At 73.3% G+C, this 24593-nt stretch carries 24 protein-coding genes; 10 read left to right on the top strand and 14 right to left on the bottom strand.

Features of this window, described 5'->3' with window-relative positions; translation table 11 throughout:
* Positions 1–2 precede the first annotated feature (2 nt).
* Positions 3–1772 carry a sensor histidine kinase gene (locus tag ACF089_RS05935; RefSeq protein WP_392022389.1) on the bottom strand — a complete coding sequence of 590 codons (1770 nt, stop codon included), beginning with the start codon at positions 1770–1772 and terminating at the stop codon, positions 3–5.
* Between the two features lie 1208 nt (positions 1773–2980).
* Between ACF089_RS05935 and ACF089_RS05930 the strand changes: the two genes are divergently transcribed.
* Positions 2981–3742, top strand: a complete 762-nt coding sequence (locus ACF089_RS05930; RefSeq protein ID WP_392022386.1) for a hypothetical protein — start codon at positions 2981–2983, stop codon at positions 3740–3742.
* A 99-nt stretch (positions 3743–3841) separates the two neighbouring features.
* Here ACF089_RS05930 and ACF089_RS05925 read toward each other — a convergent pair whose 3' ends face one another.
* Genes ACF089_RS05925 through ACF089_RS05915 form a run of 3 tightly spaced genes read right to left on the bottom strand, consistent with a single transcriptional unit; the run spans position 3842 to position 5789 of the window.
* The gene (locus ACF089_RS05925; protein ID WP_392022384.1) at positions 3842–4540 is read right to left on the bottom strand and encodes a response regulator; all 699 of its coding nucleotides are present in this window, start codon (positions 4538–4540) and stop codon (positions 3842–3844) included.
* Positions 4537–4950, bottom strand: a complete 414-nt coding sequence (locus ACF089_RS05920; RefSeq protein WP_392022381.1) for an ATP-binding protein — start codon at positions 4948–4950, stop codon at positions 4537–4539. Before ACF089_RS05920 ends, ACF089_RS05925 begins: the two co-directional genes overlap by 4 nt.
* Positions 4938–5789 (bottom strand): histidine kinase dimerization/phosphoacceptor domain-containing protein, encoded by an 852-nt coding sequence (locus ACF089_RS05915; RefSeq protein ID WP_392022380.1) that lies wholly within the window; start codon positions 5787–5789, stop codon positions 4938–4940. The genes ACF089_RS05920 and ACF089_RS05915 overlap by 13 nt, the downstream gene beginning before the upstream one ends.
* A 184-nt stretch (positions 5790–5973) precedes the next feature.
* On the opposite strand from ACF089_RS05915, the gene ACF089_RS05910 reads away from it, so the two are divergent.
* Together ACF089_RS05910 and ACF089_RS05905 are read left to right on the top strand one after the other, a co-directional pair.
* Positions 5974–6645: a hypothetical protein gene (locus tag ACF089_RS05910; protein ID WP_392022378.1), complete on the top strand. Its 672-nt coding sequence runs from the start codon at positions 5974–5976 to the stop codon at positions 6643–6645.
* Positions 6646–6981: 336 nt separating this feature from the next.
* The gene (locus ACF089_RS05905) at positions 6982–8109 is read left to right on the top strand and encodes a methyltransferase domain-containing protein (protein ID WP_392022377.1); all 1128 of its coding nucleotides are present in this window, start codon (positions 6982–6984) and stop codon (positions 8107–8109) included.
* A 532-nt stretch (positions 8110–8641) separates the two neighbouring features.
* On the opposite strand, the gene ACF089_RS05900 is transcribed toward ACF089_RS05905, so the two are convergent.
* Complete coding sequence (locus tag ACF089_RS05900) at positions 8642–9529, bottom strand: methyltransferase domain-containing protein (protein WP_392022374.1); 888 nt, start codon at positions 9527–9529, stop codon at positions 8642–8644.
* Positions 9530–9557: 28 nt separating this feature from the next.
* Between ACF089_RS05900 and ACF089_RS05895 the strand changes: the two genes are divergently transcribed.
* Positions 9558–11051, top strand: a complete 1494-nt coding sequence (locus tag ACF089_RS05895) for a PLP-dependent aminotransferase family protein (protein WP_392022372.1) — start codon at positions 9558–9560, stop codon at positions 11049–11051.
* A 153-nt stretch (positions 11052–11204) separates the two neighbouring features.
* On the opposite strand, the gene ACF089_RS05890 is transcribed toward ACF089_RS05895, so the two are convergent.
* Complete coding sequence (locus tag ACF089_RS05890; RefSeq protein WP_392022369.1) at positions 11205–12662, bottom strand: MFS transporter; 1458 nt, start codon at positions 12660–12662, stop codon at positions 11205–11207.
* Positions 12663–12837: 175 nt separating this feature from the next.
* Here ACF089_RS05890 and ACF089_RS05885 point away from each other — a divergent pair, with 175 nt between their 5' ends.
* Positions 12838–13158 carry an ArsR/SmtB family transcription factor gene (locus ACF089_RS05885; protein WP_392022366.1) on the top strand — a complete coding sequence of 107 codons (321 nt, stop codon included), beginning with the start codon at positions 12838–12840 and terminating at the stop codon, positions 13156–13158.
* 204 nt (positions 13159–13362) lie between these two features.
* A complete protein-coding gene (locus tag ACF089_RS05880; protein WP_392022364.1) occupies positions 13363–13896 on the top strand; it encodes an EF-hand domain-containing protein in 534 nt (177 codons plus the stop codon).
* A gap of 255 nt (positions 13897–14151) precedes the next feature.
* Here the strand turns inward: ACF089_RS05880 and ACF089_RS05875 are convergent, their stop codons facing one another.
* Positions 14152–14685: a hypothetical protein gene (locus ACF089_RS05875; RefSeq protein WP_392022361.1), complete on the bottom strand. Its 534-nt coding sequence runs from the start codon at positions 14683–14685 to the stop codon at positions 14152–14154.
* 204 nt (positions 14686–14889) lie between these two features.
* Positions 14890–16296, bottom strand: coding sequence for an NAD(P)-binding domain-containing protein (locus ACF089_RS05870; protein WP_392022359.1), 1407 nt, complete (start codon positions 16294–16296; stop codon positions 14890–14892).
* 254 nt (positions 16297–16550) lie between these two features.
* Between ACF089_RS05870 and ACF089_RS05865 the strand changes: the two genes are divergently transcribed.
* Positions 16551–16931: an ArsR/SmtB family transcription factor gene (locus ACF089_RS05865; RefSeq protein WP_392022357.1), complete on the top strand. Its 381-nt coding sequence runs from the start codon at positions 16551–16553 to the stop codon at positions 16929–16931.
* A 175-nt stretch (positions 16932–17106) separates the two neighbouring features.
* Here ACF089_RS05865 and arsB read toward each other — a convergent pair whose 3' ends face one another.
* Both arsB and ACF089_RS05855 read right to left on the bottom strand, forming a co-directional pair.
* Positions 17107–18210 carry an ACR3 family arsenite efflux transporter gene (gene arsB, locus ACF089_RS05860; RefSeq protein ID WP_392022354.1) on the bottom strand — a complete coding sequence of 368 codons (1104 nt, stop codon included), beginning with the start codon at positions 18208–18210 and terminating at the stop codon, positions 17107–17109.
* Entirely contained in the window at positions 18207–18515 is a 309-nt protein-coding gene (locus ACF089_RS05855; RefSeq protein WP_392022351.1) for an ArsR/SmtB family transcription factor, read from the bottom strand. Before ACF089_RS05855 ends, arsB begins: the two co-directional genes overlap by 4 nt.
* Before the next feature lie 76 nt (positions 18516–18591).
* Between ACF089_RS05855 and ACF089_RS05850 the strand changes: the two genes are divergently transcribed.
* Positions 18592–19014, top strand: coding sequence for an arsenate reductase ArsC (locus ACF089_RS05850; protein WP_392022349.1), 423 nt, complete (start codon positions 18592–18594; stop codon positions 19012–19014).
* A gap of 272 nt (positions 19015–19286) precedes the next feature.
* On the opposite strand, the gene ACF089_RS05845 is transcribed toward ACF089_RS05850, so the two are convergent.
* Positions 19287–19814, bottom strand: a complete 528-nt coding sequence (locus ACF089_RS05845) for a DapH/DapD/GlmU-related protein (protein ID WP_392023388.1) — start codon at positions 19812–19814, stop codon at positions 19287–19289.
* Between the two features lie 114 nt (positions 19815–19928).
* On the opposite strand from ACF089_RS05845, the gene ACF089_RS05840 reads away from it, so the two are divergent.
* Positions 19929–20858 carry a LysR family transcriptional regulator gene (locus ACF089_RS05840; RefSeq protein WP_392022347.1) on the top strand — a complete coding sequence of 310 codons (930 nt, stop codon included), beginning with the start codon at positions 19929–19931 and terminating at the stop codon, positions 20856–20858.
* A gap of 27 nt (positions 20859–20885) precedes the next feature.
* On the opposite strand, the gene ACF089_RS05835 is transcribed toward ACF089_RS05840, so the two are convergent.
* Positions 20886–21431, bottom strand: coding sequence for an MOSC domain-containing protein (locus ACF089_RS05835; RefSeq protein ID WP_392022344.1), 546 nt, complete (start codon positions 21429–21431; stop codon positions 20886–20888).
* Positions 21432–21648: 217 nt separating this feature from the next.
* Between ACF089_RS05835 and ACF089_RS05830 the strand changes: the two genes are divergently transcribed.
* Positions 21649–22167, top strand: coding sequence for an anthrone oxygenase family protein (locus ACF089_RS05830; RefSeq protein ID WP_392022342.1), 519 nt, complete (start codon positions 21649–21651; stop codon positions 22165–22167).
* A 219-nt stretch (positions 22168–22386) separates the two neighbouring features.
* Here the strand turns inward: ACF089_RS05830 and ACF089_RS05825 are convergent, their stop codons facing one another.
* Both ACF089_RS05825 and ACF089_RS05820 read right to left on the bottom strand, forming a co-directional pair.
* Entirely contained in the window at positions 22387–23970 is a 1584-nt protein-coding gene (locus ACF089_RS05825) for a multicopper oxidase family protein (RefSeq protein ID WP_392022340.1), read from the bottom strand.
* Positions 23967–24422: a hypothetical protein gene (locus ACF089_RS05820; protein WP_392022337.1), complete on the bottom strand. Its 456-nt coding sequence runs from the start codon at positions 24420–24422 to the stop codon at positions 23967–23969. Before ACF089_RS05820 ends, ACF089_RS05825 begins: the two co-directional genes overlap by 4 nt.
* Positions 24423–24593: the final 171 nt, after the last annotated feature.

Genomic DNA, 24593 nt, shown 5'->3' with positions numbered 1-24593 from the left:
GGTCAAGGGGACTCCCACGGCGGTGTCCGCGACACCACCGGCACGGTGAAGCTGTCGATCGCGGTCAACTTGTCGTCACGGAAACAGTAACGGGTGATCTTCATGTGCCCGGGGCCCTCCTCGTCGGGCTCGGCCGCCGAATCCGGGTCCTCGCCGGGCTCGGCCGCGGAATCCGATTCCTTGGGCGCGGCGTTCCCGCCCAGGGGTATGAAGTCCGCGTCCGGCATCGCCGGATAGACGCAGTGCGTCACGGACTTCGGCCGGGCCGGCTCCCGGCCGGTGGCCGCCGCGCGCGCCAGGGGGTAGTCCCAGTACATGATGTCCTCCATCTCCTGGCGGGACATCCCGATCCGGGGCTCCTCCGGGACGCCGTAGTCCTCGGGGTCCGTTCTCGCCTGGCTGACGAGGACCAGGCCGAGCATCATCAGCACCCCCACGCCCGTGAGGCCGAGCAGCCCGGTGAGCGCGCCGACGGCTCCCCGGTGGACGCCGCCGGCCGGCCGGTCGGGATCCGGTTCGGACGGCGGTCCGTCCGGTGGGGCGGCCGGGCCGGCGTGCGGGGTCTCCGGATCCGGCCGCGCCGGGAGGCGGGCCGTGACCGCGAAGCCGCCCTCGAACGTCGGGCCCGCCTCCAGCGCGCCGCCGAGCAGCGACACCCGCTCCCTGAGTCCGACGAGTCCGCGTCCCGTGCCCAGACCGGTCGGCGCGCCCGAGGACACGGGCGGCGGCCCGTTGCGTACGAGCAGTTCCACGCGGTCCTCGGTGTGCGTGACCGTCACGGTGACGTCCGTCCCGGCGGCGTACCGGTGCACATTGGTCAGGGACTCGCGGACCACGCGGTGCACCGCGCGGCGGACCTGGGCCGGGCGGTCCTTGAGGTCGGGGCCGTCCCAGACGAGAGCGATACGGACGCCGCCCCGGCGCGACTCCTCGGCCAGCGCCTCGATGTCGGGCCGGGTGCCGGTGGTGTCGGTCAGGGCGCCGGTCCCGGTGTCCCGTCCCAGCGGGCCCAGCACACCGAGCACTTCGCGAAGCTCGCGCATGGCGTCTCCCGCGGCCTGGCGCACGAGTGCCGCCTCGGAGCGCAGTTCGGGGGACTTCTTCTGGAGAGCCATCTCCAGACCGCCCGTGTGCAGCGAGACCAGGCTGAGGCGGTGGCCCACCAGGTCGTGCATCTCGGCGGCGATCCGGGACCGTTCATGGATCCGGGACTCGCTGTCCGTGAGCCGGCGGACCTCCTCGGCGGCGACGGCGCGTTCGCGGAGCGCCCTGAGCAGCCGGCTCTGCTGTCCGTTCGCGGTGCCGACGAGGGCGGGCACGATCAGCGTGGTGGCGGCGAGCACACCGCCGAGGGCGAATCCGAACGCGTGGCTGCCGTATCCGCAGCGCGGCGCGAAGACCGCGCAGACCAGCGTCGTCAGCAGGGCCGAGGCCGGCAGCACCGCGGTCCGGTGCCGGTGGGACGCCAGCCCCTTCGCGGTGGTGTACGCGATCACGGCGACCGGCAGCCCGGCGGGCGGCAGCAGGCCCAGCACGGCGGCCGCACCGAGCAGTGCCGTGATCGGGTAGCGGCGGCGGACGGACAGCAGCGCGAGGACGGCCGCGCCCAGCAGGAACTGCGCCTCCACGGAGAGCGAACCGCCCAGGTCCGGTTCGACCAGCAGGACGGGGAGTATCAGCAGTCCGCCGCCGAGCACTTCGGCGAGCGCGCGCCACAGTCCTCGGCGTTTCTCGCCGGGGGCCGCGAAAGGGCTGCGGGAGGTGAAGGTCATCGGTCAATTGTGAAGGGCGCCGGGTGGTGCTCGGCGCGGGCTGCCGTGGGCGCCGACGGCCGTCGGGCCGGCGGATCGCCGGGGCGGTGGATCGCCGGGGCGGTGGATCGCCGGGGCGGTGGATCGCCGGGGCGGTGGTCGGTGGTCGGTGGTCGGTACGGAGGACCGGACCGCCTTCGGTGGCGTCGGGCCCCGCGCCCGGCAGGTGGTCCGCACGATGGCGTACGGGTCGGCCGAGCCGTGGCGTATCCGTGCGGCGGCGCCGGACGTCCTGTTCACGAGGCTTCGGGCATCCGCCGGGCGACGCAGGGCCACCGGGCCACCGGGCCACCGGGCCACCGGGCCACCGGGCTCAGCCGTACGCCATGGATCGGCCGGGGGACGCGGGACGGGTACGGGTACGGAGCCCACGGCGCGGGTGCGCGGCGGACGCCGACCGGACCGGCGTCGGCCGTCCTCGCGGTGTCACCGGGCGGGCGCTCGGTGCGGGGACGGCCCGGCCCGGCGGCCGACCGGAATCGGTCGGTCGGCCGGTCAGCCGCTGACGCGGGTCGCGGGTCACCCGGGCGGGGCGTCGGCCGGGGGCACGGAAGGCTGTCGGCCGGGTCCCGCCGGTGGCCGCCCGCTCGGGACCGGCCGCTCGGCCGCCTCCTCGACCTCACCACCCCGTGATGCGCCCGACAGTCCGCGAGGGGATTCAATTGGCCTCCCGGGGGCATTCGCCATCCCATGACGACCGACGACCCACACCGCGCCCGCCCGAGGGCGTCGGTCGCCACGACCAGGCGAAACCCGGAGCCGGAGCGGGCGACGGCCTCCCGGCGGGCTCCGCGTCGGGCGGACGGACCGGCCACTCTTTCCGCGAGGGCCGATACACAACACCGGATGGGGTTGCTGACATCATGAAGTGGATACTGCTGATCGTCGTTCTGATCGCTGTCGCCGTCTGGTTCCAGTCGAAAAGAAGAAGCTAGCGCGACCCCTTTCGGCGAGGATTCCGCCGGGCAGCCCTTCGGCTCAATGAATGCGCGGTACGTCATCCGGTGCGGCTCGGCCGGACGGCGTACCGCGCATTCTTCTTCGGGGCCGGTGCGCGAGCCGCCCGGGGAAATCCGGAAACAGTTGTATGAGCCCGGATTCCGTGGGTAGTCGGAGGTCAACGAATGATGAGCACAGCACATTTGGGCAGGTGAGATGCACACATCCGCTTGGCCTTCGACAGGGAGGAATTCGTCGTGTCGTTGAAGAGGTCTGTCACCCTTGCGGTCGCGGTCTGTCTGGGAGCGGGCGCGCTGGCCGGCTGCGGGGAGAGCGGTTCGGGCTCGGACGAGCCGTTCAAGGGGAAGAGCGCGGACAAGATAGCGGCGGACGCGGTCCAGGCGACGCGCGACGCGACATCCGTACGCATGGCGGGCAGTGCCGAACAGCGGGACGGAAGCACGGTGAAGGTCGACTTCAGCGTCGACGAACGGGACAACTGTGCCGGGACCGTGTCCGGCCAGGGCGCGAAGGCGGAAATCGTCCAGACCGATCAGACCGCGTATGTGCGGGGCGACGAGGCATTCTGGAAGAACGCGCTGAAGGGGCAGCCCGACGCGGACAAGGCGATGGGCAAGCTCCAGGGGAAATGGGTGAAGACCCCGGCGAACGAGATCGGTCTCCAGGGAATGTGTGACAAACAGGCTTTCCTCGCCGCGATGGACGGCGACAAGTCCGAGCGCGAGGGCATGAAGAAGGGCGAGACCACCAGCGTGGACGGAAAGGACGCGCTCACCCTGGAGAAGAAGCGGCCGGGCGGGGAGAAGCTCACCCTGTTCGTCGCCACCGAGGGCGAGCCGCACATCCTCAAGTCCGTCTCCGAGGGAGGCAAGGCTCCCGGCGAAATGGTCTTCACCGACTACGGCAAGAAGGTCGACGCCCCTGAGCCGTCCGGCGACGAGGTCGTCGACCCCGAGAAGGACCTTCGGTAACGGGCCGGGCGCGGCGGCCGGGAGGCTGCCGCGCCGTCGAGGCCGCCCGCGCTCGCGGGTGAGCCCGGCCGCCGCTCCGGCACGAAGCCCGGCCGCCGTCTAGGCCCGGTCGAAGTGCCAGGCGGCGATGCCCACCCGGTTCCGTACGCGCAGCTTCGCCTGCACATTCGCCACATGGGTCTTCGCCGTCCCGGGTGAGATGAACAGCGCCGCGCCGATCTCCGCGTTGGTCAGGCCGTCGGCCACCAGGCGGGCGATCTCCGCCTCGCGCGGGGTCAGCGGGGACTCCCTGCCGGGTCCGGACCGTGCGGCGGCGGTGCCGGGAGCGTCGGCGGGCCGGACGGGCCGCTCGGGAGGCTGGAGGAGGCGGACCGTCAGCTGGGGGCTGATCAGCACATCGCCGGACATCGCCGCCCGCACCCCCTCGATCAGCAGCCCCGGGCCCGAGCGTTTGAGCAGGAAGCCGCAGGCTCCGTCGCGCAGGGCCGTCCGCACCTGGTCGTCGTGGTCGAAGGTGGTGACGATCAGGACGGGTACGGGATCGGGCACGCCGGGTCCCGTGAGCCGGCGGGTGACCTCCAGACCGTCGAGACCCGGCATCCGGATGTCGGCGACGACCAGGTCGGGACGGAGTTCGCGGGCGAGGGCGACGGCCGTGAGGCCGTCGGCGGCCTCGCCCACGATCGTCATGTCCGGCTGCGAGCCCAGGATCAGCCGGAACCCGCTGCGGACGTCGTCCTGGTCGTCCGCCAGCAGGATCCGGGTGGGCCCCGATCGTTCACAGGCGCTGGTCGTCATGGCGAACCCTTCGTGGACGAGGTCGGGGCGAAGGCGCGGGCAGGGGACGGGACTCCTCGGCGAGGAGGCGAGGAGGCGTCGGGGAGCACGGCGCGCAGCCGCCATCCCGGGGCCGGCCCCCGTACGGGACCCGCCGTGAGCGTGCCGCCGAGGGCCGTGACGTGTTCGGTGAGGGCGGGGAGCCCGAGGCCGCCCGCCCCCCGGGCCCGGCGCGGGAGACGGAAGCGCGCCGGTTCGGCGCCGCCCGCTCCGTCGTCGGTGACGGAGACCTCGATCCCGTCGCCCTCCTCCGCGCGACGGACGCGTACCACTGCCCGGGTCGCGTCCGGCGCGTGCCGGCGGACGTTCGTCAGCGCCTCCGCCACGATCCGGTACGCCGCCGCCCCCGCCTCCCGCGTCAGATCGGCCACCGCGTCCCCGTCCGCCTCCAGCACCGCGTCCGCCGCGCCGGGGCCGCCTGCCGTACCGAATCCGGCCACCAGCTCCGGCAGCCCGTCCGGCCCCGGCGGCGGGGTGCGGCGACCCCGCCGGGCCCGTCGCCGTGGAGCATCGCGACCGTACGGTCCATCGAGGCCAGCGCGTTCAGTCCCGCGCGCTCGATGCGCTCCAGGGCGAGCAGCGCCTGTTCGGGGGCCGACTCCGCGACGAACCGCGCGGCCTGCGCCTGCACCACGATCCCGCTGATGTCGTGCGCCACGAAGTCGTGCAGATCGCGGGAGAGCCGCAGCCGCTGCTCCCGGCGCGCCGTGTCGACCGCTTCCCGCCGCCGCGCCGCCGCCCTGCGGGGATAGCCGCCCACCGCCACGGCCCCGCCGACCGGAACCAGCCAGAACACCATCACGCTCACGACCTCCGCCAACGACCCGTCGGTCAGGGACGGCACCGGCCACACGGACACCGCGAACGCGGCGAGCGGCACGGCGTACCGCAGCTGTCGTCGTGGCGCGACGCGGACGACGCCGACGATCAGCGTCAGCAGCAGCCCGGCCTCGGCGAGGCTCCAGAGGGAGCGGGCGGTGTTCTCCGCGCCCGAGCCCGTACCCGGCGGGAGGGCGAAGGTCGAGACGACGGAGAGCAGCGCGCACCCCGCGGTCACGGCGGCCAGTCGTTCCCGTACGCCCCCGCCGGTCGTCGCTCCCCCGGCGCGCCGGGCCGCCCACAGCCGGGCCGAGGCCCAGCAGACGGCGCCCGCGGCGACGAGCGCCGGCAGTGCGACCAGCGCGTTCCAGGGCGCGTCGGCACCCGTCATCGTTCTCCCCCGTCCCCGTCGGCGGTGATCAGCCTACGAGACCGTCGGTCTCTGCCGAACGGCACAGTCGCCGGGGGCCGCCGGGCGCGGCTTTCCGCCGATCGGCGGATGGGCCGGGGCCCCCGCCCCGGGCGAAGCTTCTCGCGTCAACCGGCGAACACCCCCTCCACCAGCGGGAGTCCTCATGCTCAGCAACCTCACCACCACCACCGGCCGTACGCTCGCCGTCGTCGGCGCCGCCGCCGCGCTCATCGCCGGTACGGTGAGCGCCTCCACGGCGGCCGACGGCCCCGGGTCCGGGGCCGCCGCGCCCGCCGCCTCGGCCCATGACGCGCCCCGCAAGGCCCCCGTGGCGCAGGTGAGGGGCTCGGCGCGGATCCACTTCACGCTCCGGCCGAAGGACACCATCCGCTTCGAGGTGGACGCCAAGGCCGCGCCGTACAGCAATCCGCTGCCCGGTCTGCCCACCGGGATGCCGACGGACGCCCGGGGCACGCTCCGCTACAGCCACTACATCCCCGAGTCGGGCAAGACCGGGTGGGCGGTCGCGGAGGTGGACTGCCTGTCGACGGGCGGGAAGACGGCCACGGTCACGGCGGTCATCCGGAAGACGAACGTCGAACGGGTCGGCAAGCGGGTGGGCGTCAGCTTCCAGCAGGGCGAGGACGGAGCGCCGTCGCGGCTCGGCTTCAGCTGGGGCGTCGTCAATGTGGACGGCGGGACGGACGGCCACGGCGAGGTCGGCGGTACGGGCACCTGCCAGGCGCCCGCTCCCTTCGCCCCGGCGACCGAGGGCGGATACCGCGTCCAGCACGCCGAGGTCCCGCCGCTGCCCCGGACCGGGACCCGGCGCTGACGCCGCGCCCCGGTCGTGGCCCGGTTCGGTTCCCGCGCCTCGCGCCGGCGGCGGTCGAGCGGCCGCCGGCGGCGGGGGCAGGCCGCGTCAGGGACTCTCAGAGGGTGACCGAGACCTTCCATCGCTCGGTGGTGAGGACGGTGACACAGCCCCGGTGCGGCAGTGGCGGTGTCCCCGCCCGCTGCCCGTGGGTCGAGACGCTGACGGTTTCGAGCGGTGCGCCGTCACCGGGGCGGTGGACGATGTGCCCGAGCGGGACCGGTCCGCATCAGAGGGCAGGCGGCCACCCGGGATCACGCACCCCCGTCGCTTGACCCTCACGTGACGTCATGCCGCATGGTCGGTGGTGTGGAAGAGAACCTGACTGTGGGACGGGTGGCCGAGCCGGCCGACGTGAGCGTCCGCACGCTGCACCACTACGACGAGATCGGACTCGTACGGCCGTCCGCGCGGACCGCCGCCGGGTACCGGGCCTACGCGGCGGACGATGTGGAGCGGCTGCGGGAAGTGCTCGGCTACCGGCGGCTGGGCTTCGGACTGCGCGAGATCGCGGATCTCGTCGACGACCCCGCCGCCGACGCGGTCGCGCGTCTGCGCCGGCTGCGCGGGCTGCTGCTGGACCAGCGCGATCGCGCCGCCGCCACGGTGACGGCCATCGACCAAGAACTGGAGGCGCGGGCGAGGGGAATCAGGACGACGCCGGAGGAGCGGCTCCACGTGTTCGGAGCCCGGTTGTACGAGGCCATCGGGTCCGCCTACCCGGCGACGCGGCGTACCGAGCCGAGGATCGCCGCGAGGGTCTGGGACGCGCTCGGGGACGCCAGCACGGTGCTGAACGTCGGGGCCGGCACCGGCTCCTACGAGCCGCCCGACCGCGAGGTGACCGCGGTGGAGCCGTCGGCGGTCATGCGCGCTCAGCGTCCCGCCGGGGCGGCGCCGTGTGTGGCGGCCGACGCGGAGAGCCTTCCGTTCGCGGACGGGTCCTTCGACGCGGCGATGGCCTTCAGCACCGTTCATCACTGGCGGGACCCGGTCGCCGGGTTGCACGAGATGCGGCGGGTGGCCCGCCGAGTGGTCGTGTTCACGCACGACGACAGTGACATCGGCCGGCGTCAGCGGTTCTGGCTCACCCGCGACTATCTGCCGGAGGTCGCCGGCCTGGTCGCGGGCCGGCCGTCGGTGGACCGGCCGGCCGGCGCGATCGGGGCCCGGATGGAGCCGGTGCTCATCCCGTGGGACTGCGCCGACGGCTTCCTGGAGGCCTACTGGCGACGGCCCGAGGCGTATCTGGACGAGCGGGTGCGCCGCGCGGTGTCGGTGTGGACCAGAGTCGGTCCGGAGGCCGAGCGGCGGGCGGTGGACGGGCTCCGCGACGACCTCTTTTCGGGCCGGTGGGCCGAACGCAATCGCGAGATCGTCGCCCTCGACGCGGCGGAACTCGGCCTCCGGCTTCTCGTCGCGTGAACCGGCGCGCGGCCGGAGCACCCGGGCGGCCGCCCGCCGATGTCGGCGGACGCCGCCCCGGGCGGCGCCGGGTCGCGAAGGCGTCTCAGGGACGGTGCTCCGGGCCGCGCCTCCGCGGCGGCCGGCTCGCCGAGCCGGGCCGGCCGTCGTACGAAGCGGCCGCGGCCGGGCGCCGGAGTGGGCCGGGGCGGTCGAGGTGGTCGATGGCCTGGGCATGGGCATCGGCGTGCCGAGGGGCGTCCCCGGGGCGCGGGCTCCCCGCCGCCCGCCGGGTCTGCGGGGACGGGAGCGCATCGATCCGGCCGGCGGCGCGCGGTTCCGCGCGCACGCGCTCGGGGTCCCGGTCGGCGGCGGCGCGCAGTTCCGCCCGTACGCGCTCGGCGTCCCGGTCGCGGACGCCCGTACCGCCGGCGTTCACGGGCCGTGGGTGGTTCTGGCGGCGGTGGTTGCGCTCCAGCGCGCAGACGATGACGACGCCCCAGAGGATGAGGGCGGTGAGTCCGATGATGACGGCTCCTCGTGGGATCTCTGCTCAGCGGGACGCTTCGGACGGGCCGAGGCGCGCCGCGAGACCGCCGGCCGGCGGGTTGACGGCGACGGCTCTGAAGAACGTGTAGTGGAAGGTCCCGCCGTCCGCGGCGCGACGCAGCTCGGCGATCCCCCGGTCCCAGTCCGCCTCAGTGGTGAGACCGGCGGCCAGCGCGTCCTCCCGGACGGACTCGACCATGGCGATGAAGGTGTTGCGGGTGAACCCCTCGACCAGCGCGGGCCGGGTCCGGTCGGCGTAGACCGTCCGCGGCCGGACCACGACATCGTCGTATCCCGCGTCGGCCAGCAGCGGCTGCAGCTGCCGCCCGAGCAGCGCGTTCCCGCCGGCCGCCGCCTGAAGGCGGACCTGGCACCCGATCGCCGCGCGGGCGTACTCCCCGGCGGGGTGGAAGAACGCCGAGCCGTGGTCTCCCTCGATCACGGTGACGGTGCCCCCGGGCCGCAGCACGCGCCGCAGCTCGGCGAGCGCGCGCCCGGGGTCCGCGAGATGCTCCAGGACGAAGCAGACGAAGACATGGTCGAACTCCGCGTCCGCGAAGGGCAGATCGAGGACGTCGGCGCGCAGCCACTCCATGCGCACCTCCGGCTCGTGGGCCGCGACCCGGACGCGGGCCCGCGCGAGGGAGTCCTCGGAGCGGTCGACCGCGACCAGGCGTGCCCCGGGACTGGACCTGAGGAGGTGGACGGTCTGGGCGCCGACGCCGCAGCCGGCCTCCAGCACCCGGCTCCCGGCGGGATAGGCGGTGCCCGCGTGCAGCAACTGGGCCAGTGTGTCGGCCTGATCGCCCAGTCGGCGGCCCTCACGCGATGAGTATCCGTGAATGTACTCGGCCGTCGGTGTGAGGGCGGAAGATGTCGTCGCTGTGTCCATGGGTCCACTCTGTTGTCAGTATGGTCCGGTGAACAGATCCAATGAGAGCGCCTTCGACCGGTCCAAAGCGGCGGGGTCCGACTTTCTGCATCTGGCCATCGGCGAGGCGCCGGCGGGCGGGAAGTCCGACTGGCTGGCCGGGCGGATCCGGCGCGCGCTCGCGGACGGCCGGCTGCCGGTGGGGAGCCGGCTGCCCGCCACCCGGATCCTCGCCGCCGAACTGGGCGTGTCCCGCGGCGTGGTCACCGAGGCGTACCAGCGTCTGATCGAGGACGGGCACCTCAGCGGGCGGGGGCGCAACGGGACGATCGCCGTCGGCGCCCCGGCGCAGGCGCCGGCGGCGTCCCGGCCGCCCGCCTTCGCCGATCCGTCCGCGCGGCGGTCACCGTTCGCCGCCGCGCCCGGCGCGGACGTCTTCGACTCGATGCGGACGATCCGGTCCCGGATCGACCTCTCCCCGGGGCTTCCCGACCTCGCCTCGTTCCCACGAGCGGCGTGGCTGCGCGCCGAACGCCGCGTCCTCGCCCGCCTCGCGGCGTCCGACCTCGGCTACGGAGATCCGCGCGGCACCCCGGCGCTCCGGCTGGCGGTGGCGAACTGGATCGCCCGCAATCGCGGCATCAGGGCCGATCCCGGCGATGTGCTGATCGTCGCGGGCACGGCCCAGACGCTCAGTCTGCTCGGGCGGGTGCTGCGCGGCGACGGCGTCACCGCGATGGCCGTGGAGGACCCCGGCTCGCTCGGCGCCCGTCAGCACCTGCACGCCTGCGGGCTGGACACCCCGCCCGTCGCGGTCGACTCCGAAGGGGTGCGCGTCGACGAACTCCGCGCCTCGGGCGCGGCTGCCGTCCTGCTCACACCCGCGCACCAGTTCCCGACCGGCGTCGTGCTGCGCGGCGGCCGGCGCGCCGAGCTGATGCGCTGGGCCCGCGAGAGCGGCGGGCTGATCGTCGAGGACGACTACGACGCCGAGCACCGCTACGACCGGACTCCGGTGCCCGCCCTGCGCTCCGTGCTGACCGAGAACGTCTGCTACGCCGGAAGCGTGTCCAAGCTCCTCGCCCCCGCGCTGCGCATCGGATGGATTCTCGCCCCGCCGAAGTACCGCGACGCCCTCGTGGACGCCAAACGCTTCGCGGACCTCGGCAACGCGGCCCTGCCGCAGCTCGCTCTGGCCCAGTTCATGGAATCGGGCGAGATGGAACGCCAGTTGCGGCTGCTGCGCAGGCACCACCGCCGCCGCCGGGACGCGATGATCAAGGCGATCGGCGTCCATCTGCCCGGCGCGACCGTGCACGGCACCGCGGCGGGCCTGCATCTCACGATCACCTTCGAGGCCGGGTTCGCCGACACCGATCTCGCCGCCGCGGCGCTCGCTCGCGATGTGAAGACGCAGCCGCTGTCGTGGCACGCCCAGCGTCCGCATCGGCCGGGGCTGGTGCTGGGTTACGCCGCGAGCACGCCCGCCGCCATCGAGGAGGGAGTGGCGGCGCTCGGCGAGGCCCTGCGGCACCTGCCGTGACCGGCCGCCTGACCGACCGGCCCGTCCGGCCGCCGTGACCGGTCGCCCGCCGGTCGCCCCGACCGGCCGCCGCCGCCGGCCGGCCCGGCCCGGCCCTCCGCCGGGCGACGGGCCGGGCCGGTCGGTCAGGCGGTCCGCGCGGCTCCGGGCCGCTCACCGCCGCCGGAGGGCCGGGGCGCGCTCCCCCTCCTCCCGTGCCGGGGCGGCCGGCGCGGCCGGGCCGTGGCGTCGCAGGGTCAGAGCGATGAGCAGACCGCCGACCATCGCGGCGGCGGTCAGCAGGACGACCAGGAACTCCCCGTCGGCGGTGGCGGCGCGCAGGGCCTCGCCGGTCCTGCCGTCGGTTCCGCGGTCGGCGACGGCGGTGAACACCGCCAGTCCGATGGCGTTGCCGATGTTCAGACCGGTGGAGGCGGCCCCGCTGGCCACACCCTGTTCGCCGGAGGCCGTCCCGGTGGCGGTGGTGATCCACATGGCGGTCCAGACGATGCCCTGCCCGATGCCGGAGACGATGAGCCCCGGCAGCAGCAGACCGTATCCGGCGTTCTCGTCGAAGCCGACGGCCAGCACCGCCGTGCCGACCGCGCCGATCGCGAAACCGGCCAGCAGGGTGGAGCGGCCTCCGTATCGGCCCACGGCCCGCGCGCCGAGCTGGGTGCCGGCGGCGATGGCGAGGGAGGGGACGAGGAAGGCGAGCCCCGTGTCCAGGGCGCTGTAGCCGTGCACGCTCTGCATCAGGACGGTGAGGAAGTAGGGCAGCACGCCGAAGGTCGCCATGTAGAGAAAGGTGATGGCCACTCCGGCGGTGAGATTCCGGTTGCGGAACAGCCGCGGCGGCAGCAGCGGGTCCGCGCTGCGCGACTCGACCGCCGCGAAGACGCCCAGCGCCGCCGCGGCCAGTCCGAACGCACCGAGTACGGGTGTGCTGCCCCAGCCCAGTTCGGGGCCCTGGACCAGCGCGAAGACCAGCAGGGTGGAACCGGCGGTGACGCTGAGCGCGCCCGGCAGATCGAACGCGCGGCGCTCACCGGGGGCGGGGTCGCGCGGGATGACGAACAGCGCGGCCAGCGCGACGATCGCGGCGAGGGGGACGTTGACGTAGAAGACCGCGGGCCAGCCGAAGCTCTCGGTGAGCACGCCGCCGAGCAGCGCGCCGAGGGTCAGTCCGCTGGCGCCCGCGCCGCCCCAGACCGCCAGCGCCCGGTTCCGCCGGGGGCCCTCCTCGAAGAGGGTGTTGATCAGGGCGAGGGTCGCGGGGAGCAGCAGCGCGCCGCCGATTCCCTGCACGGCCCGGGCCGCGACGATCAGGCCGGGGCTGTCGGCGAGTCCGCCCGCGAGGGAGGAGACGGCGTACAGGCCGAGCGCGGTCACAAAGATCCGGCGGCGGCCGAGCAGATCCGCCGCCCGGCCGCCCAGCAGCAGGAATCCCCCGGCGAAGACGACGTAGGCGCTCACCACCAACTGCTGGGTCTGGCCGGGGAAGCCCAGCTCGGATCCGATCTCGGGAAGCGCGACGAACACGATGTTGAGATCCAGCGCGTACATCAGCTGCGCCAGGGCTAAAAGCGTCAGCGTCCGGCCGAGCCGCGGCCTGGATGTGGATACGGACATACGAAGGCGCCCTCTCTGTGGAACCCGCCGATTGACTGTACGTATATTCACGTACGGTCGTACGTTCGGCAAGTGGCAACCGTGTTTCCGCGCCGTCGGTACGGCCCCGGCTCCCGCCGCCGGGGCGCTCGGGCGCTCCGGCCGGACCGTCCGACTGTCGCGGTACGGTGGGAACATGACGTATCGCCATCCGGACCCCGGGCAGATTCGGATCGAGGACGTTCTGTCGGCGCTCGGAAATCCCGTACGGCTCTCGGTCGTCCAGGTCCTCGACGCCGGCGGCGAGCACAACTGCGGCAGCGTTCTCGGACTCCTGGACATCACCGCGAAATCGACGATGACCCACCACTGGCGGGTGCTGCGGGAGAGCGGCGTCATCCTCCAGCAGCCCTCCGGCCGGGAGAATCTGCTCACTCTGCGGCGGGCCGACCTCGACAGCCGCTACCCCGGCCTCCTGGACGCCATCCTGACCGGCGCGCGCGGGGACAAGGCGTAGCGGTCGCGGGCCGGTCCTCCTTCGCACGGAACGGCGACGCGCCCGCCGGCGCGCCGTCCGGCGCCGCACGCCGCGCGTTCACCCGATTCGGTGGATTGGAGAGCAGGCGGCGAGAAGGCGCCGACCAGGGGGCGACAGTGGGGGAAACGCGGCTCCACGGCACGCCACTCCCTGGCGTGCGGCTCCACGAAAGGCGGCACACCGATGCGGACGGAAGCGCTCAACCGGGTCCGACTCGTCTTCACCCTCTTCGACGCCAACGGCAACGGGGTTTTGGAGGCTGATGACTTCGAGCTGATGGCGGACCGTGTACGGGAGGCCGTCCCGGGTGCGGAGCCGGCGGCGCGGACGGCGATGACCGCGGCGTTCCGGCGGTACTGGGACACGCTGGTCACCGAGTTGGACACGGACGGCGACGGCAGGGTCGACTTCGAGGAGTACGTGGCCTGCGTCCTGGCGCCCGAACGGTTCGACGGAGCCGCGGCGGAGTTCGCCGCCGCCCTGTCCACCGTCGGCGATCTGCGGGGCGACGGCCGGGTGGGGCGTGCGGAGTTCGTCGCGCTGATGCTCGCGATCGGCTTCGCCCCGGCCAATGTCCAAGCGCTCTTCGAAGCCCTCGGTCCCGACGAGGAGGACAGCGTCGCCTCCAGCGCCTGGGACGCGTCCATCCGTGAGTACTACCACCCCAACGCGGGCGGCACGGTCGGCGATCTCCTGGTCGCGGTCCCGGCCGACTGATCCCCCGCCGAGGGCTTCGGCGCCCCACCCGTCAGGGTCGGCCTGCGGGGGATCCCCGGTGATCGGCCTGCATCCCCGTGACGGGGCGGGTCGGCCCCGCGCCACGGCCGCCGGGCGGGCCCGCACCGCGTCGCCTCCGGCGGCCGTGCGGGAGGCGGAGGGGAGACGGGAGTGGTCGACCGATCCGTCCCCCGCCGCCACCGAGAGCGGGCCCTCACCACACCGCCGCAGGACGAGGAGCGGGGCCGCGCCGGGTCACCTCGGCCTGCCCCGCTCTCTCCGCTCCCGGCGGCGGCGCTGCTGCTCAGCCCGCTGCGCGGCCCTGGCACGGCGCTCCCGCAGCCGCCGCTGGACCGAGCGATCCCGCCGCCGGAGCAGTACCGGCAGCAGCAGTCCGACGGCCGCCAGACAGGACGCTCCCCATATATGCCGGGCCTCCTGCCCCAGGGTCATGAGATGGACCGCGCCGGCGACCAGCCCCAGGGCGGTGGTGACCAGCGCCGGGAACAGCACCGCGCGCGGTACGTGCTTCCCCTCCCCCAGTTTGGCGATCACGACGGCGAACAGGCCGATCAGCCAGACGAAGCCGATCGCGAAGGCCGGACTGTAGTACTCCGACCCCGGGCCGTCCCCGATCGTGTACCCGCCCCGCAGGGTCCGCTCCGACCCGAGGTGAATCCACCCGGCGACCCCCAACCCCGCGCTCAGGGCCCCCGCCAGACCGACCAGACAGGCGAATCCGCCTAAGTACCATGCGAACGGATCGCGTCCGCTGTTCGTTTCCGTCATTGCGTCCCCCGGGGCCGATGCGTGCCGTTCCTGCCCTCCCTTACGCTCTTCGCGCCGCCGGAGGTTCCCCGGCCCGGTGATATCCGCATCCGCGGGAGGACCGCTGGTCGAGGATGCGAGGGCCCGCACCGGCGCGAGCCAGGGCGCCGATCGGGCGGCGGCTCCGCGCGGCCGCGCGGACAGCGCGAACCCTCTGGCGAGAGGTCAGGATCCGCAGCCGTCGGCCGTGGTGCCACAGCTCGCGGCCGGCGCCGCGGCCGCCGGGACGAGAGGGACGGGCCGCGGTTCGGGAGTTCCGCAGCAGCCGCCGTCGCCCTCCTCCTGGGCGGCGGGGTCGGGCGCGTCGAAGAGACCGGAGCCGCCGCAGACGCCGGTCTCGGGGAGGGTCAGCTCGACCCGGCCGGCCGAGGCGAGATCGCCCGCGAGAGCGGCGGCGACCGAGCGGACCTGCTCGTATCCGGTCATGGCGAGGAAGGTGGGGGCACGGCCGTAGGACTTCATGCCGACCAGGTAGAAGTCCTTCTCCGGGTGGGCCAGTTCACGGTGGCCGTGCGGATAGACAGTGCCGCAGGAGTGCTGGTTGGGGTCGATCAGCGGCGCGAGGGCGACCGGGGCCTGGAGGCGCTCGTCCAGGCCGAGACGGATCTCGGAGAGGAAGGACAGATCGGGACGGAAGCCGGTGAGGACGATGACCTCGTCCACCGGGTCGAGACGACGGCCGCCCTCGGCCACGAGAACGAGCCGGTCGCCGTCCCGCTCGATCGCCTCGGTGCGGAAGCCGGTGACCGCGTCCGCGTGCCCCTCCTCGACGGCGGCCTTCGCCGCCAGACCGAGCGCGCCCCGGGCGGGGAGCTGGTCGGCCGCGCCGCCGCCGAAGGTCGAGCCGGAGATCCCCCGGCGCAGGATCCACACCGCCTTCGTCCCGCCGCCGTCCTCGGCCCCGGCGAGGTCGCGGAGGGCGGCCAGCGCGGTGAACGCGGAGGCCCCGGAGCCTATGACGGCGGTGCGCTTCCCCGCGTACCGGGCGCGGACGGCCGGGTCGGTCAGGTCCGGGACGCGGTGGGCGACACGGTCCGCGGCGCTCTTCTCGCCGAGCGCGGGCAGGCCGCTGCCGCCCGCCGGGGACGGGGCGGACCAGGTGCCGGAGGCGTCGATCACCGCGCGGGCGGACAGCCGCTCCTCCCGGCCGTCCGCGTGCTCGACGTGCACGACGAAGGGCTGGGCCTCGCGCTCGGCGTCCACGATCCGATCCCGCCCGGCCCGGGAGACCCCGGTGACGCGCGCTCCGTAGCGAACTCTCTCGCCGAGGGCGTCGGCCAGCGGCTGAAGATACCGCTCCACCCAGTCGCCGCCGGTCGGACACACGGCCGGATCGGGGGCGGTCCAGCCGGTCGGGGCGAGGAGCTTCTCGGCCGCGGGGTCGACGATCTCGCCCCAGGTGGAGAACAGCCGGACGTGCGACCACGCGCGGACCGCCGCGCCGGCGGCCGGACCGGCTTCGAGGACGAGCGGGGCGACGCCCCGGGCGGTGAGGTGGGCGGCGGCGGCCAGTCCGGCGGGACCGGCCCCGATCACGATGACGGGCAGTGCGGCGGTGGACAGCGCTGACACGACGACTCCCTGCTTGTTTCGACATCCATCGATAACCTGTACGGCCAGCATGACACCTGATTCGACAAGCGTCAACATAGACATCTGTCTAATCAAAACCCCGAAGCACGCCCCCGAAGCACCCCGGCGCACCGCCCTCACGGCCGGGCCGCCCGCCCGGCCGATCGACCCGCGAGCCCGACGGCGCCGACCGGGCGGACCCCTGCCCCGACGCGCCCCTCGCCCCCTGATTCGACATGTGTCAACATAGATGTATGTCGAACGCGAAGGCGCCGCCCCCGATCGAGACCGCCGAGCAGGACGGCGTCACGCCGTGCTGCCCGCCACTGGCCGACCGCCCCATGACGGCGGGCGAGGCCGAGATCGCCGCCCGGATGTTCAAGGCGCTCGGCGATCCGGTCCGGCTCCGGCTCTTCTCCTCCGTGGCCTCCCACGAGGGCGGCGAGGCGTGCGTGTGCGACATCTCCGACGTGGGCGTCTCCCAGCCCACCGTCTCCCACCACCTGAAGAAGCTCAAGGAAGCCGGGCTGCTGACCTCCGAGCGGCGCGGCACCTGGGTCTACTACCGCGTCGAGCCGTCCGTACTCGCCGCCATGGGCACGATGCTCGTCAGCGCGTCGGGCCCCGCCGCCTGACGCGGGGAGCCGCGGGGACGCGAAGTCCTCGTACAGCGGGATCCGTTCAGCGCCCGGCCCACTGGATCGACGCGAGCAGGCGTCGGCGCGACCCGGGACCCATCGCCCGAGACCCGCTGCCGTTCCCGGCCCGCCGCGAAGGGCGCGGCGGGCCGGGAACGGGCGGTTCCGGGCGTCAGGCGCCGGGGAACCTCCGCCGCAGGGCGAGCGCGACGTAGACCAGGCCGATCAGGACCGGGACTTCGATGAGCGGCCCGACCACGCCGGAGAGGGCCTGGCCCGAGGTGACGCCGAAGGTGGCGATGGCGACCGCGATGGCCAGCTCGAAGTTGTTGCCCGCCGCCGTGAACGCCAGTGTCGTGGTGCGGTCGTACGCCATCCCCAGCGCCTTGCCGAGGGCGAACGCGCCGAAGAACATGACCGCGAAGTAGACCAGCAGCGGCAGCGCGATCCGGACGACGTCCCACGGCTGGGAGGTGATCGTCCTCCCCTGGAGCGCGAACAGGATCACGATCGTGAACAGCAGCCCGTACAGCGCCCACGGGCCGATCCTCGGCAGGAAGCGCGACTCGTACGCCTCCCGGCCCATCCTCCTCTCGCCGACCCTGCGGGTCAGGAATCCGGCGAGGAGCGGGACGCCGAGGAAGACGACGACATTGAGCGCGATCTCCCCCATCGAGATGTCGAGCCGTTCGCCGTCGCCGAGGCCGAGCCAGCCGGGCAGCAGGTCGAGATAGAACCAGCCCAGCAGTCCGAAGGCGATCACCTGGAACACCGAGTTCAGGGCGACGAGGACGGCGGCGGCCTCGCGGTCGCCGCAGGCCAGGTCGTTCCAGATGATGACCATGGCGATACAGCGCGCGAGGCCGACGATGATCAGCCCGGTCCGGTACTCGGGCAGGTCGGGGAGGAAGATCCACGCCAGCGCGAACATCACCGCCGGGCCGACGATCCAGTTGACCGCCAGCGAGGAGACCATCAGCCGGCGGTCGCCGGTGACCGCGTCCAGCCGGTCGTAACGGACCTTCGCCAGCACCGGATACATCATCACCAGCAGGCCGAGCGCGATCGGCAGCGAGATTCCGCCGACCTCGATCCTCGCCAGCGCGTCGTTCAGCCCGGGGACCAGCCGCCCCACCCCGAGGCCGGCGGCCATGGCGAGCAGGATCCAGACCGCGAGAAAGCGGTCCAGGGTGGAGAGCCCGGCGACGATCGACGTGCCGCCGCCCGCGGCCGGGTCGGCGGAGGGGGACTTCGTGACGGGTTCGGCCTCGGTCACGGACAGGCCCGCCTGTTCCCGGCGGTGGTACGGGCGGACTCGGCGAGCGCGGCGAACCGCTCGGACAGACCGGCCAGGACCTCGGGGCGCAGCTTGTAGTAGGTGAAGCGTCCGCAGGGTTCGGTGTCCACCAGCCCGGCGTCCCGCAGGACCTTCAGATGGTTGGAGAGGTTGGTCTGCTTGGCTCCGGTCTCCTCGACCAGGTGCGTCGTGCAGAGCGTCTCGCGGGCGAGCAGGGTCACGATCTTCAGGCGGAGCGGGTCGCCCAGCGCCCGGATCACCTCAGGATCGACTGAAGTCAGCATCCGCTGATACTGTCACATCAGCTTCTGCTGATACCAGCAGGAGCTGATGTCACCGCGAGACGAGAGAACTCCCGCCATGCCCGAGACCTCCGGCAAGCCGTCCGTCCTGTTCGTCTGCGTCCACAACGCCGGCCGCTCCCAGATGGCCGCCGCCTGGCTGAGCCATCTCGCCGGAGACCGCGTCGAGGTCCGCTCGGCCGGGTCCGCCCCGGGCGCCGCCGTCAACCCGGCGGCCGTCGCGGCGATGGCCGAGGTCGGCGTCGACATCTCCGCCGAAACCCCGAAGATCCTCACCGTGGACGCCGTCCGCGAGTCCGACGTCTGCGTCACCATGGGCTGCGGCGACACCTGCCCCGTCCTCCCCGGCAAGCGCTACCTCGACTGGACGCTGGACGATCCCGCCGGACAGAGCCTCGACGCCGTCCGCACCGTCCGCGACGAGATCAGGATCCTCGTGGAGCACCTCATCGGCGAGATCGCCCCGGAGGGGCCGGCCTGAAGACCTGAAGAGGGGACGCCGGACCGGACGCCCCGAGGCGTACGTCGCTTCACCTCGCCGGCGGCAGCGATGCACGGCCTCCGCCCGTCCCCGTCACCGCAGGGCCCGGGGCCAGGCCCGAGGCCCGCCACGACGTCCGGCGCCGGGAAGGCAGCGGCGGCCGGACGAGGTCCCACCGCCGATCGGTCAGTCAGTCAGACATGACGAGGCATCAGGCTCGGACCGCAGCGGCGCCGCTCACCCGGTCCGGCGGATCGGCGGATCGGCCGGGCTCAGTCGATCTTCTTGATCACCCGGGCGGGCACTCCGGCGACCATGGTGCCGGAAGGAACATCACGAGTGACCACCGCACCGGCAGCGACCACCGCGCCGGCGCCGATGGTCACCCCCTGCGTGATCACGGCCGCCGTCCCGATCCAGACGTCGTCCTCGACGACGATCGGGGCGAAGGAGAGGTACTCGCGGCGCTCGGCCAGTGGCAGTGGATGGCCTCCGGTGATGAGGCTGACCCTCGGGGCGATCATGACGCCGTTCCCGATACGGATGCCTCCCTTGTCCATGAAGGTGCATCCCTGGTTGACGAAGACGTTCTCCCCGAACGTCGTGTTGAGCCCGCACTCGGTGAAGAACGGCGGGTAGATCGTCACCGAATCCGGCAGCGGGCCGCCGAACACAACAGAAAGGAGTTCCGCACGACCGTCGCCGTCGCTGAACGGCAGCACGTTCAGTCGAGACGTCGCGTCGGTCACTTCCACGATTCGCTCCGCATGGCACGCGAACTCGGGTGTCCGGACATACATGATCTGCTCTGTGCGGGTAGACATGCGCTGATCCCATCACTGCGCGGAACACTCGATCAAACAACCCTGCATCACACCAGAAACAACCAAAGGTTGTGGACGTAGGGTGGAAGCGTGGATATTGAAGCGCTGCGGACGTTCGCGGCCGTCGCCGAGACCGGCCAGTTCCAGGCAGCGGCGGACGAGCTGGGGATCAGTCAGCAGGCGGTCTCCAAGCGAATCGCCGCTCTGGAGAGGCATTTCGAGGTCACGCTCCTGGTGCGCACCTCGCGAGGCTCCCGGCTGAGCCTGGACGGGCAGGTCCTCCTGCCGCACGCCAAGAAGGTCTTGGCGGCCTTCGAGCAGGCAGAGCGGGCCGTGCGTCCCGGCAGCCGGCCCTTGCGCGTCGATGTCCTCAACCGGCGCATCGCTCCGGCCCAGGCCGTCTACCGGTTCTACCGCTCCCACCCCGAGATGAGCCTGGACGCGGTCACACTGAGCAACGAGAACGCCGCCCAGGCCGCCCAGGCGGTGCTCGAAGGAACCGTCGACGCGTCCTTCCGCGCCCTGCCGGTGGACCGAATTCCCGCCGGGATCAGCGCCGAACGGCTCCTGGACGCGCCCCTGGAGCTCCTGGTCGGGCCCGGCCACCCCTTGGCGAAGGCCCCATGGGTCAGGCCCGCGGATCTGGCCGGCCACCGCATCTGGATCCCCGGGATCAGACCGGGCACGGAGTGGGCGGCCTTCTACCAGGCGCTGTCCGAGGCCTTCGGTCTCAGCATCGACGCGCTCGGCCCCAACTTCGGTGACGAGGCCCTGATGGACGCGCTGGCCGAGTCGGCCTCGCTGGCCACCCTGGTCGGCCGCGGGGACCGGTACCTGTGGCCCCAGACCCACGATCTGCGGCGCATCCCGTTGCGCGAACCGACCCCGGTGTACACGCACGTGCTGTTGTCCCGGATCGAAGACCAGCACCCCGTGCTGACCGCGCTGCGCGGCCATCTGCGCGCCTCAGGGCCGCGCACCCCGGACGACGCATGGGTGCCGGACTGGGCAGGCCGCTGACCGGAGGACAGCCATGACGGACACGCCCTAGACGCGTTCCAGCGGGCGGTGGGGAAGGGCCGGGGTTTCGACCCGGACGGAATCCCCGGGGCGGACGATCCCTCCGCGCCGGACCACCGACATGACACCGGACTTGAAGGTGAACCCGCCGGACACGGGGTCCATGGCGAAGACCTCGCCGAGGAGGCCCTCGCGGAAGTCGTTGATCTTCGCACACGGGTTGCGCAGTCCCGTCACCTCGAGCACCGCCTGTTCTCCGATACGGAGCAGGGCGCCGGTGGGCAGGCCCAGCAGATCCACCTCGCGCGTGGTGATGTTCTCGCCGAGCTGCCCCGCGGAGACCGCGAAGCCCTTGAGGGCCAGCTCCTCGAAGAGTTCCTCGTGCATCAGATGGACCTGGCGCAGATTGGGCAGGTCCGGCTCGTAGGTCATACGGAACTGGTGGCGGATCGTCTCACCCGCGTGGACGTCCCCTTCCACCCCGAGTCCCGCGAGCAGCGTGATGGAATCGCGCTTGGTCTTGCTGAACGTGTACGTCTCATCACGGCTTACGGCGGCGACCTGACCAGCCATCACATGCTCCCACCTGTCGTCGTTCCGCGGCCGCTCGATCCTAGGGGCGACGGGCGGCCGGCCTCGCCGCCGGCCGGGCGGGACGCCGACGCCGATACGGAGGACGCGGCTGCGGCCGGGGACGTCTCCCGCCGTTCGCGTCGGCCCACGGCCGTGGATACCCTGTGCGCGACAGCGGTGAAGACGGGTTCCGATCGGCTCAACTCAGGGAGAAATCATGCTCGTTCGGGTGACCAAGGGGCTGGCCCTGACCTTCACCGGGCTGCTCAGCGGGGCGTTCGCCTACGGGGCGATCAACCTCGGGCCGACGTTCTGGGAAGTGCCGTTGCAGATGCGGCTGTCCTTCCACGCGCAGCTGATGACGATGAACTCCCCCGTCATGCAGACCGCGATGGTGGCGTCGTCGCTCAGCTCGCTCGCGCTGGCCGTTCAGACGCACGGGCGCGAGCGGCTGCTCGCGGGCGGGGCGGCCGTGTTGACGGTCGCGTCGTTCTTCATCACCCGCTTCGGGAACGTGCCGATCAACGGGCGGATCAAGCAGTGGGCGGTGACCTCGGCGCCGGCCGATCATGTGGAGATCCTCCAGCGCTGGGACATGTTCAACCGCATGCGCACCTCCACCGCGCTGATCGCGTTCATCCTGCTCGTCGTCCTGGCCGTGGCGGCGAACGGTCAGCGGCGGAAGACCGGCGCCGAGGCTTCCGGGACGGCCGGGGCGGGTCGGGCGGAGGCCTGAGGACTCCTCGCCGTTCTCAGCCGTCGCGGTTTCCGCCCCCACCGCCTCGCGGCCGGCAGCGCGAGCCGGTCGCCCGCCCGGCCCGGCTCGGAGCCGCCCCCGGCGTACGGCCCCGCTCCGGCCGGCGGGACGAGCCGGTCGCCCGGCACCGGCGTACGGCCCCTGCGTACGGTCCCGCCCCCTCCGCCGAAGGGCCGGGGGCCCGCCCGGGCGGCCCGATCACCCGGTGATGAAGTCGGCCATCATCCCCATGTCCTCGTGCTCCAGATTGTGGCAGTGGAGCATGTAGGTCCCGTCGTAGTCGGTGAAGCGCACGGCCACCTCGACGGACTGGGTCGGCGGCAGGTCCACGGTGTCCTTCCAGCCAGCGTCGTACGGGCCCGGGGCGCCGCCGTTGCGGGCGAGGACCTGGAAGTGGTTGAGATGGACGTGCACCGGGTGGTGAAGGCTCGTGGTGAAGCGCCAGATCTCCACCTCGCCCAGCGCGGGGCGGGCCAGGGCCCGGCCCGGCCGGTACATACGGTCGTTGACGGTCCAGCCGTCCTTGCCCTGGCGGAAGCGGAAGTCCCGTGTCACCACCGCTCGGCCGGGATCCAGCCGCTCGATCCGCGACAGACGGTCCGGCGCGCCGGCGTCCTCCCGGGCCGGGCCGCCGGCGATCCGGAACTCCATCACCTCGTGGGCGCCGCCCCGGGCGAGGGTGTTCACCAGTCGCACCCCGGCCCCCGGCGGCCAGCGTGAGAAGTCGACCACCACGTCGAAGCGCTCGCCGGGTCCCAGACGGAGGGCGTCGTGCCGGACCGGCCGTTCGAGCAGTCCGCCGTCGCTGCCGATCTGGACGAACGCGTCGCCCCCGGCGGGCTGGGGGTCGAACCGCAGGCGGTACGGGCGCGCGTTGGAGGCGTTCAGCAGACGCAGCCGGTGCCGGACCCTCGGTGTGCGGTGCACCGGCCAGGGCGCTCCGTTGACCAGCACCACATCGCCGAGGACTCCGTCCATGTACGCGTCGGTGACCCCGGGGCGCGTCAGCCCGGCGTCGATGAGCGGATAGCGGAAGGAGCCGTCCTCCTCGAAGGCCCGGTCGGTGATCATCAGCGGGATGTCGTGCTCCCCCCGGGGCAGCGGGAGCCGCTCCTCCTCGTCGTCGTGTACGAGGTGGAAGCCGGCGAGGCCCCGCCACACGCCCAGGCCGGTCCAGCTCATCCGGTGGTCGTGGTACCAGAGGGTGGCCGCCCGCTGGTCCATCGGGTAGGTGTGGGTGCGTTCGCCCCCGGCGATGCCGCCGACCCCGGCGGGGGCGCCGTGGCCGGGCATGCCGTGCGTCATCGCGGCCAGGGCGCGCTCGGCGGTGATCCTTCCGTCGGCCGGCAGGATCACGTCCGTCGGATAGCCGTCGCTGTGCGCGGGCGGGTGTCCGCCGTGCAGATGGGTCACGGTGGGCTGCGGCAGCGTGTTGCGGTGTCTGACCAGGGTGCGCCGTCCTGTGCGCGAGACGAGGGTGGGGCCGGGGAAGGTCCCGCCGTAGGTCCACGCCGGGGTGCGCAGCCCCGGCAGGATCTCCAGCTCGGCCGGCTGCTGGACGATCTCGTAGACGTCGGCGGCGGCGCCGCTCGCCGGGGTGAGCGTCCGGGGCACCGGCAGCGGAACGTCGTACGGTCGCGGAAGTTCCGCCCTGGAGGTCAGCAGTCTGCCCGGACTCTCCCCGTCGGCCGCGCGCCGCGCGGCGGCGAGCAGCGGGAGGGAGACGCCGGCCAGTCCGGTGACGCCGAGGGCGGCTCCGCCGATGAAGTGCCGTCGCCTCATGAGAGGGGCTCCGCGCGGCGGCCGGAGCCGGCGGTCGCCGGGGGCGTGGGCTCCTTCGGGGGCACGGACTCGGTCCAGGACCTCATCAGGAGTACCGTGACGGCCGCGAATATGATCACGCCGAGGGTGACGTGCACGGCCACCACGCGCCGCACGCCGAGGACGGTCTGGGCGACCAGCGCGACCAGGAGGACGGCGGAGACCGCCACCGCTCTGACCGGACCGCCCCGGCGTCGCAGCAGGACGGCGGTGATCAGCGTCAGCAGCGCCAGACCGACCAGCACCCGCGCGTTGACGTCGTGCGGGACGATCGACTCGTAGTCGCCGCCGATGTAGCCGGCCCCGAGCGCGACCTGCACCAGGGTCGTCAGGAACAGCGCCGTGGCCGATACGCGGTGGAGCACGAGGGCTCTCGGTACGCCCGGGCCGGGCCGCTGGGACAGTCTGTTCATTCCTCCGCCTTCCGGGCGGGGCGCAGGCCCTCGGCCGTGCGCGGCCGGTGTCCGCGGTCGTCGTGGACACCGGCCGTCCCGCCCTCGATGTTCCGTCGCCCGCGCGCCGGGACGCGCCCGGACCGGGCGGCGCGGGTCCGCAGAGTCTCGCGGCCGCCGAAGCGCGCTGTC

Origin of the sequence: Streptomyces sp. NPDC014894, from assembly GCF_043080985.1 — a bacterium.
Taxonomy (GTDB): Bacteria; Actinomycetota; Actinomycetes; order Streptomycetales; family Streptomycetaceae; genus Streptomyces.
The sequence above is the reverse complement of the archived record's forward strand: the minus strand, read 5'-3'. Positions and strand labels throughout refer to the sequence as shown.